This window comes from Azorhizophilus paspali, assembly GCF_043587585.2.
In the GTDB taxonomy this organism is placed as follows: Bacteria; Pseudomonadota; Gammaproteobacteria; order Pseudomonadales; family Pseudomonadaceae; genus Azotobacter; species Azotobacter paspali.
Window position 1 is genome coordinate 102,369 of sequence record NZ_CP183182.1, and the last position, 9,539, is coordinate 111,907.

A 9,539-nucleotide genomic window follows, 5' to 3' on the forward strand; every position below is an offset into this window, starting at 1 on the left:
GACCTGCATGGTCCCAGCGAGCCGGTCGAAACCGCCTGCTCTTCCTCGTTGGTGGCGATCCACCGTGCGGTCCAGGCGATGCGCAGCGGAGATTGCCGGATGGCGGTCGTCGGAGGCGTTAATACCCTAATCGCCCCCGAGGCGCAGATCAGCTTTAACAAAGCGGGCATGCTGGCCTTCGATGGGCGCAGTAAAACCTTCTCGGCCCAGGCCAACGGTTACGCCCGTGGCGAAGGGGTGGGGATGATTGTGCTGAAGAAACGTTCCCAGGCCGAGGCCGACGGCGATCACATCTATGCCTTGATCCGCAGTACCGTGGAAAACCACGGCGGCAGGGCTAACTCCCTAACCGCGCCAAACCCACGGGCCCAGGCCGAGCTGCTGAAATCAGCCTATCGCCAGGCTGGTGTCGATCCACGCACCATAGGTTATATCGAGGCCCATGGCACTGGTACTGAACTGGGTGATCCGATCGAGATCAACGGCCTGAAAATGGCGTTCCGCGAGTTGGGTGAAGAGTTGGGCGTTGACGAACTGGGGCAGGGATATTGCGGTGTTGGTTCGGTGAAATCGAACATCGGACACCTCGAATTGGCCGCCGGTGTTGCCGGAGTGATCAAGGTATTGCTGCAATTCAAGCACAAGGTTCTGTTTAAGAGCCTGCACTGCGAAGAGCTCAATCCCTATATCGAGCTCAATAACAGCCCATTTTATATTGTGCAACAAAACCGGCCCTGGCTGGCTGTCAAGGATAGTGAGGGCAACGAGTTACCGCGGCGGGCGGGGGTCAGCTCCTTCGGCTTTGGCGGCGCCAACGCCCATATCCTACTGGAGGAATACCGACCGCCGCTGCGCCATCACAACAAGGCGACATCGGGCGCGCGGCCGATCCTGCTATCGGCCAAAACGCCGGAACGATTGCGTGAATACGCCCGTCGCCTGGCTGAGTTTATCATCACAGAGCCTGCTGAAGCCAAGCGGGATCCCCAGCATTACCTCGATAATCTGGCTTACACTCTGCAGGTTGGCCGGGATGCAATGGAAGAGCGGTTGGCGCTGCTGAGCGACTCTTTGACGGATCTGCAACGCCAGCTCGCCGACTTCGCCGCTGGCGGCGAGGCCGTCTATCGCGGCCGCAGCGAAGGCGACAGCCAGGTGCTGGCACTGATCCGTCAGGATGAGGACATGGCGGCGGCACTGGCTGCATGGATCGGCAAGCGCAAGTACCACAAGTTGCTGGAGCTATGGTGTCAGGGGCTGGCGATCGACTGGCACCAGTTCTACCGTGATGGCCGCCCCATGCAACGCCTCAGCCTGCCAGGCTATCCCTTTGCCGAAGAGCGCTACTGGGTAACAGATTTAACGGTCGTCCGAGTGACTGGACCATCGCCGGGCGACGTCTGGCTGCACCCGATGCTCGAACGCAATACCTCGGATTTTTACCACCAGCGGTTCAGCAGCCGCTGGCAGGGTGATGAGCGCTGGTTTGCCCACCATCAAGTCGACGACCGTAAAACCATGCCAGGCGTCGCTTACCTGGAAATGGCCCGGGCGGCGATCGCCAAATCATTGGATCCACACCAACTGGCCGCCGGCCCGCTGCAGTTCAAGAACATCATCTGGCCAGCTCCCTATACGCTGGCGCCGCAGCGCAACGAGCTGCATATCGAGTTGGCGCTGGAGCAGCGGAAGATCGACTTCAGGATCTACTCGCAGACTAATGGTGAGGAGGTCGAGCACTGCAAGGGCGGCGCGGAAGTGATCGCCGCCGCCGCCGTGGAGCAGCTGAATCTCGAAGCCCTCGGAGCAGGTCCCTGGCGACGTAGCCTGGATGCCGCAGAGCTGTACTCGCTGTTTGACCAGATCAGTATCCACTATGGCCCCAGCCACCGTGGTGTCGAGCGGCTTTGGCTCGGCGAGGGAAGGCTGCTGGCCAGGCTCAAGCTAGATCCCAGGTTGCTTGACGGTGATTGGGTGCTGCACCCAGGTATGCTGGACTCGGCGGTACAGGCGTCGATCGGCCTATTGCTGCAACAAACTGATGGCCTTAACCAGACCCTGTTGCCCTTTGCGTTGGAGCAACTGAATGTGTATGGCCCCTGCCGACCGGTCATGTGGGCGTTGATCTGCGCTGACCGCTGCGACCAGAGTAGCGCAGTGCAGCGGATCGATATCGAACTGTGCGATGAGCAAGGACAAATCGCCGTTAGTTTTCACGGTCTCAGCTCCCGGCCGTTGAACGGCGGGCGCAGGCGGCGCATCGCCGCCGATAATCCACTGCCCGCAGGGCTGAGTCTGCTAGCGCCAAAATGGTTCATTGCCGGCAGCGCGTCGGCGACCCGACAGGCGTTGCCGACCCTGGCGATTGGCGCTGCTGGCGAACGACGTGACTGGCTGGCCGGGCGACACCCGCAAATCGAGTTTTTGTCGTCGTTGGCACCAACGATTGACGGAATCGCCGCGCAGCTGGCTGCTTGCGCGCCGTTCCAGCGGTTGATTTGGCTGGCGCCGCAACCGTTGGCCGATTTTGCGGATCAACGGTTGCTCGACAGTCGCGAGCAGAGCGTGCTGGCGTTGTTCAGGTTGATCAAGGCGCTGTTGCAACTGGGTTATCAGCAGCGAGCGCTGGAGTTGCAACTGATCGTCACTGCCAGCATTGCGGTGCGTACCGGCGAGCCGCAGGCACCGGAGCAGGCAGCCTGCCATGGCCTGGTGGGGTCGTTGGCAAAGGAATATGAACACTGGCGGGTTGAGCTGATCGATCTGCCGGCTGACACTAAGCCGCTGCCGGTCGCGATGCCTGAGCAGACGCTGCCCGGCGAATGTCTGGCCTGGCGTGATGGCGAATGGTTTTGCCAACGGCTATTGCCGCTGGCGGAGCGGGCGCGAACGAACGACGGCGAGGTGCGCTACCGTGAAGGCGGCGTCTATTTGGTGATAGGCGGCGCCGGCGGCATTGGCGAAGTATGGACTCGCCACGTGATCAGCCATTGCCGTGCCAAGGTGATCTGGCTTGGCCGCCGCGCTGCTGACGACGAGATTAATGGCAAGCTGGAGGCGCTGGCGCAGTTTGGCCAGGAATACAATGCTCCGGCGCCGCTGTATATCCAGGCCGACGCCACCAACGTCGGGCAGTTGACACGGGCCAGGAGACAGGTGGTCGAAGAGTTCGGACCGATCAATGGCTTGGTGCACTCGGCGCTGGTGCTTGATGATGGTCGCCTGGAGCAGATGGACGAGGCGCAGTTTACCGCCTGTCTCGACGCCAAGATGCTGACCAGCGTGCGAATGGCCCAAGTCTTTGCCCCAGCCGACAACCCGGCGCTGGACTTTGTATTGTTTTTCTCGTCGATGATCGCATTTAGCAGGGCGACCGGCCAGAGCAATTACGCCGCCGGCTGCACCTTCGCCGACGCCTTTGCCGCTCAACTTAATCAACACTGGTCCTGCGCAGTCAAGGTAATCAACTGGGGCTATTGGGGCAGCGTCGGCGTGGTGGCAGATCCAGGCTATCGGGCGCGGATGGCTGAGCGGGGGCTGGGCTCAATCGAGCCGGACGAGGGCATGGCGGCGCTGGATCGTCTGCTGGCCAGTCCGCTACCGCAGTTGGGCCTGATCAAACTACTTGAGCCGATGGCCATTGCCGGTATCGACAGCGGCTGGCAGCTTGATTGTTACTCGCCGTGCAAGTCCCCGGCATCCCATGCCTGGGCAGAGGTGGCCCAAAGGCTAGGTCCGCCGCCACAACATCACAGCGCGGCGGGTGAAATGGACCGGCTGTTGCTGGCATTGATCTTCGCCTGCCTCGGCGAACTAGCCGGCGACGGCCCGCTGACTGAGCAACAAATCGCCGCCAATCCGGCGGTGGCAGCCAATCTCGAGGCCAATCCCTTTTATCGTCGGTGGCTGCAAGAAAGCCTTCGTTTGCTGGCGCAAAAAGGCTATATCGATGACGAGGGGCGGTTGCTGACGGCCATCCCCGCCGCCGCATCACTGTGGTCGCAGTGGCGCCAGGCTAGCGACGAATGGCGCCGAGATAGCGATCTGCGTGCTCAGTTACAGCTGGTGGAAACCTGTTCTCGGGCGCTGCCGGCAATCCTTCGTGGAGAAAAGTCGGCCACCGAGGCGATCTTCCCCGACGGCTCAATGGCATTGGTGGAAGATATTTATAAAAACAACAGAATTTCCGATTATTTCAACAAGGCGCTCGGCGAGGTGGTGACGGATGTCGCTCGCCGCCATGCGGAGAGCGACCGGCCGTTGCGGATTCTCGAGATCGGCGCGGGCACCGGCGGCACAACCGCTGGGCTGATCGATAGGCTGCGGCCTTGGCGAAGACGGATCGCCGAATACTGCTACACGGATTTGTCCCAGGCTTTCCTACGCCATGCCGAACAGTGTTTTGCGTCCAAGGCGCCCTACTTGCGCACCGCGATTTTTGACGTCAGCAAAGCTGGGCCCGAGCAGGGCATTAGCACGAATTACTACGATCTGGTGATCGCCACCAATGTGTTGCACGCTACGCCGGACCTTCGTCGTACGCTGCAAAACGCCAAAACCACGCTGCGCTATGGTGGTCTGTTATTGCTTAATGAAATCAGCGAGCGCTCGATGTTCACCCACCTGACCTTTGGCCTGCTCGAAGGTTGGTGGCTCTATGGCGACGAGGCGCTGAGGATCGAGGGTTGTCCCGGCCTGCATCCTGAGAGCTGGCGACGACTGTTGCAGTCGCAGGGCTTTGATCGCATTGCTTTCCCGGCCGCTGGCGGTCATCACCTGGGCCAGCAGATCATCGTCGCTGCCAGCGATGGCGTGGTTTGCCTGCCGGCGCAGCAAAGGGTAACGGCCGCCGCCGAGGTCACGATCGGCGCTCCCGTCGAGGCGGTAGCGCCAGTGGCGAAGCCGATCATCGCCGCGGGCGAGGTTGATGAAGACGTGCTGGCGGGGCAATGCCGCCAGCTGATTACTGATGTCCTGTCGAAGCTGGTAAATATTGCCCCTGAGCGGCTGCAGCGGGATGTTGGCTTTGATTACTACGGCATCGACTCAATTTTGCAGATTAGCCTGATCCAGACCCTGGAGAAGACCACTGGCGAGCTGTCACGGACCATACTTTTTGAATACAACACCATCAATCAACTGACGGATTACCTTTTGACCGCGCATCGTCCTGCGCTGGCAAGGCATTTTGCGGCCATCCAAGATGATGGGCGCCGGGATGCGGCGCAGCCAGTGGCCCCAGAGGGGGTAAACCACGAGCGCAAGCCGCGTCACGCTCCCCGCCATACCCTACCGATCTACGATAACTACAATAACGCCAGTTCTATGCTAACGACTACGCAGACAAGCGTCGTCGAACAAGCAGCGATGAGCCGGGATATTGCAATTATCGGCGTCAGCGGCCGCTATCCTATGGCTGCCGACCTTGAGTGCTTCTGGGTTAACCTGCGCAACGGACACAACTGTGTCAGTGAGGCACCGAGTCTGCGTTGGGCGGAGTCCCTGACTGGGACCCAGTCCTGGGCTACTGAGCGGTACTACGGCGGTTTCCTTGAACAGGTCGATGACTTTGATCACAAGCTGTTCGGGATCTCCAGCGCTGAGGCGAGCAACCTTTCGCCGGAGCTGCGACAGATGCTTGAAGTTACCTGGCGTACCTTCGAGGACGCCGGTTACAACAGCAATGCCATCGCCCGGATCCAGCAGCGCAACGCTGCGGGGGTCGGGGTCTTTGTAGGTTCGATGTACAACCAGTCACTTTGGACTGAGAGCAGCTTGGAGCGGGCGGCGATCAAGTCCAATGTCACTGACTGGCAGATACCTAACCGAATTTCCCACTATTTTGATCTCAAGGGCCCGAGCTTGGCGGTCAACTCGGCGTGCTCCAGCTCGATGAGCGCGATCCACCTGGCCTGCCAGAGTCTTTTGCAGAATGACTGCGCGATGGCGATCGCCGGCGGTGTCAACCTGATTCTCGATCCGTCCAAATACCAGACCCTCAAACTGGCCAATTACCTCGGCAGCGGTGATCTTAGCCGCGGCTTCGGCCAGGGTGACGGTATGATCCCAGGCGAGGGCGCCGGCGCCGTGTTGCTCAAACCTCTGGCCGCGGCAGTGACCGACGGCGACAGAATCTACGGGGTGATCAAGAGCTCCAGCGTCAATCATGGCGGCGGCAAGCTGATGTACTCAGCTCCGGATACACATCAGCAAACCCAGCTAATCGCCGAGACCATTAAGCGGGCCGGCTTGAAGCCGGCGCAGATCAACTACGTCGAAGCGGCGGCCAACGGCTCCGAGCTGGGTGATTCACTCGAGGTGGTGGCATTGAAAAAAGTCTTTGGCGACAAGCGGCCCGCTAGCTGTGCACTGGGTACAGTCAAGTCGAATATCGGCCACCTCGAGGCGGCGTCGGGAATTTCCCAGCTAACCAAGGTGTTACTGCAGTTGCAACACAGGCAATTGGCGCCGTCGATCAATACCGAGCCGCCCAACCCTCATATAAGGCTCGATGGCAGCGCCTTTTACCTACAACAGCAGGCGTCGCCCTGGCCAGCGCTAGTAGCCCCGGATGGAACTTGCCAGCCGCGCCGTTGCTTGATCAATTCCTTTGGTGCCGGCGGCAGCTACGCCAGTCTAGTGGTGGAAGAGCACTTGGAGCGGCGACCGCAGCTCAGGCGCCAGGGGGGGGAGCAGTTGTTGATTTTCTCGGCAGCCAGCCGCCACAGCCTGTTGGCCTACCTAGAAAAGTTCCAGGCATTTATCGCCACTAATCCAAGTCTTGAACTGGAGGATTTGGCCTACAGCTTAGCGCAGCGTGAACACCGCTTAGCCCACCGTGCCGCATTGGTGGCCGACAACATAGAACAGACGCTGGCGCGGCTGCGGCTATTGCTGACCGGCGAGCTGCCAGTGGATGGCGGCTGCTGGATCTCGCCCTTTGACGGTATTGAAAAGGGCGAAGCCGAGACCGCGTTGGGTGCGCCCGCGCAGATGGCCGCGGCCTATTGCTGCGGCGCCAAGTTGAACTTGTCGGCGCTTTACTCGGAAGGCGGCAACAGGATCTCTCTGCCGGGATATGAGTTTGAACACCCTTTGGCGAGGCAGCCGCAGGCCGCCGCAACGCCACAAACTTTATTCAATAGCATGTTATATCGCCGCATCGCTAGCGGCGAGCTGAATGCCGAGCAATTTGAACAACTGATCACAACAATCTAATGGATCAATAACATGGAACATTATGGACGACCACAAGCAAGATAACGCCACAATGGCGGAGAGAGATGAGGGCGCGTGCCAGCAACAGAACTGGGCGATGGCGAACGATCTTAAGGTGGAGCGGGACGACAAATCGGCCAAAGTAGCCCAGCCGGTCGCCGAAAACTTAAAGATGAAAGATGGTTTCCCGGTAATGCCAGGCAAGATTCCATTGCTGGGCCATGTCCACAAGATCAGTCAAGATGCCTTAGGTGAGCTACGCCAGGCCGAGGTGGCCTGCGGGCCGATGTTCTGGACCTATTTCGGGACAAAACTGCCCGTGCTGCAGATCATGGACGAGGATGGCCTGGCGATCCTCCAAAACAAGTACACTGACAACTCCTATTTGCGCGAACAGATGCCAGTGATCACCGGCGAGGCGATGAACGCCTTTGACGGCGAGCGTCATCGCAATGCTCGTCGTGCCAGCACAGCGGCCTTTACTCCCAAGGGCCTGACCCGCGCCCAGGTAGGCCAGTTCGTCGTGGAAACCATCGAACAACGGCTTAAACGCTGGACCAGTGAGAGCAAGCTGGCGATTTTTCCGGAGACCAAGGATGTCGCTCTGGAGGTGGTGTTCCGAATTATGGGCATTGAAACTCAAGAGCTGGAGCAGTGGCGTCACCAGTACGAAGAGTTTTTCCTCGGCATGATACCGCTGAAAATCAACCTGCCGGGCTTCCCGGCCTGGCGCTGTCGCAAGGCGCGCGGCTGGCTAGAACAGCGGGTAGCGCAGATCATCGCTACTGCACGGGCCAACAACGATCGCGACAGCTTGGTCGGAGCGATGATCTTCGGCCGCGACGACAACGGCAACGGCATGTCTGAGGTCGAGCTGGTGCACAATATCCTTGGTTTGGGTTTTGCCGGCTCGGAAACCACCGCTGCGGTAATGGCTTGGTCGGCGTTGATGCTGTCGCAGCATCTAGATATCTGGCGACAGTTGTGTCAACAGGTCGCTTGCCTAAACAGCGTGCCTCATACCCATGAGGAACTGATCAGGCAAGTGCCGCTGGCCGAAGCAATATTCCGGGAAACCATGCGACTCTATCCACCGGCGCCATTTGAAATGCGCAAGGTACATACCGAATTTGAAATGATGGGCCATAAGATCCCGGCTGGAGTGATGGTTGGGGTCAGTTTGCTGCATGTCTCCCGTAACCCTGAACGCTACCCGGACCCGGACAGTTGGAGGCCGGAGCGCTGGCTGGGCATCGACCGGGCACTGAACCAAGTGGAGACTTGCCAATTCGGCGGCGGTCCTCACGCCTGTCTTGGCCGTCATGTCGCCGCGCTGGAAATCACCCTGTTTATCGCGATGCTGGCCCGGGAGTTGGGGCCGAAGGGAGTCTCGCCGCGTCTGGTTGGCAAGATGCCGCCACCGGCCTACCTGCCGTTTTTGCGGCCCTCGAACAAGGCATTTCTCGACCTGACCGGTCGCTAATCGGCCCCAAGTAGAAAGTCTTTCAGATATTGCCTGCAATCTCAGTGCAAAAGGTAACATCCAAAAAACCTCACCCCTCGGTAGAGGTTGCGTCCTCTTGACTGCCCGGAGCCCTGCCCATGCTCAACCTGTTTGCCAACCAGGAACGTGAAACGAAACTGGACAGCCAGGGCAATCCTTTGGCCTTGCTGAACCAGCATGTGGACTTTGCTGCCATAGTTGAGATCGACCGCTGGGCTCTCAGACTCAGCAGGATCAAAGGCAGCCGGCCTCCTTACCCCACGGAGCTGATGACACGATTGCTGACGCTCCGCCTGTCCGGCGAGCAGATGGAGTTCCAGGTGCTTGACCGCATGAGTTTCCAGCGTTTTGCAGGACTAAAGCACTTTGGCCGTGTCCCGGATCGCAATACGACCTGAGGCTTTCGCGAACGCCTGGTTCAGGAGAAGGCCGAGCACCTGATCTTCGATGAGGTGCAACGTCAGCTTCGGCAGTACGGTTTCAAGGCGCGGGAAGGCTAGATCATCGACACCAGCATTGTCCGGGCACCGCCCCAGCACGACGGTGCTGAAGAACAAACCCTGATGAAGGATCGGTTCCTACCTAATGGCCACCGGCTAAACGCCGGCAAAAAGGCGTACAGGCGCGCTAGACGAAGAAGCATGGCAAATCCTGCTTCGGCTACAAGTTGTCAGTCAGCGTGGATCGTCGGTACAAGTTGATTCGCCGGGTGAAGGCCTGCGACGCCAGCGAGGCCGATACCCTGCATCTTGTGGAGGTATTGGATCGGGAAAAACAGAAGCCAGGACTTCTGGGCTGATCGCGGCTATCACGACAA

3 protein-coding genes (1 of these 3 only partly in view) are annotated in these 9,539 nt (G+C 59.6%); all 3 read left to right on the forward strand.

Going from position 1 to position 9,539, the window contains the following annotated elements:
- On the forward strand, positions 1–7,218 hold the 3' portion of the coding sequence (locus ACGI6K_RS22800) for an SDR family NAD(P)-dependent oxidoreductase (protein ID WP_376948893.1). The gene continues 5,154 nt to the left of window position 1, outside the view; the window shows 7,218 of its 12,372 coding nt (coding positions 5,155–12,372); the start codon falls outside the window, past its left edge; the stop codon is at positions 7,216–7,218.
- A 22-nt stretch (positions 7,219–7,240) separates the two neighbouring features.
- Entirely contained in the window at positions 7,241–8,701 is a 1,461-nt protein-coding gene (locus tag ACGI6K_RS22805) for a cytochrome P450 (RefSeq protein ID WP_376948895.1), read from the forward strand.
- Between the two features lie 119 nt (positions 8,702–8,820).
- Positions 8,821–9,120: a transposase gene (locus ACGI6K_RS22810; protein WP_376948897.1), complete on the forward strand. Its 300-nt coding sequence runs from the start codon at positions 8,821–8,823 to the stop codon at positions 9,118–9,120.
- Positions 9,121–9,539: the final 419 nt, after the last annotated feature.

Bases quoted from the DNA above. Each gene is read 5' to 3' on its own strand.
- ACGI6K_RS22805 (WP_376948895.1), top strand. From the start codon at position 7,241: ATGGACGACCACAAGCAAGATAACGCCACAATGGCGGAGAGAGATGAG.
- ACGI6K_RS22810 (WP_376948897.1), top strand. From the start codon at position 8,821: ATGCTCAACCTGTTTGCCAACCAGGAACGTGAAACGAAACTGGACAGC.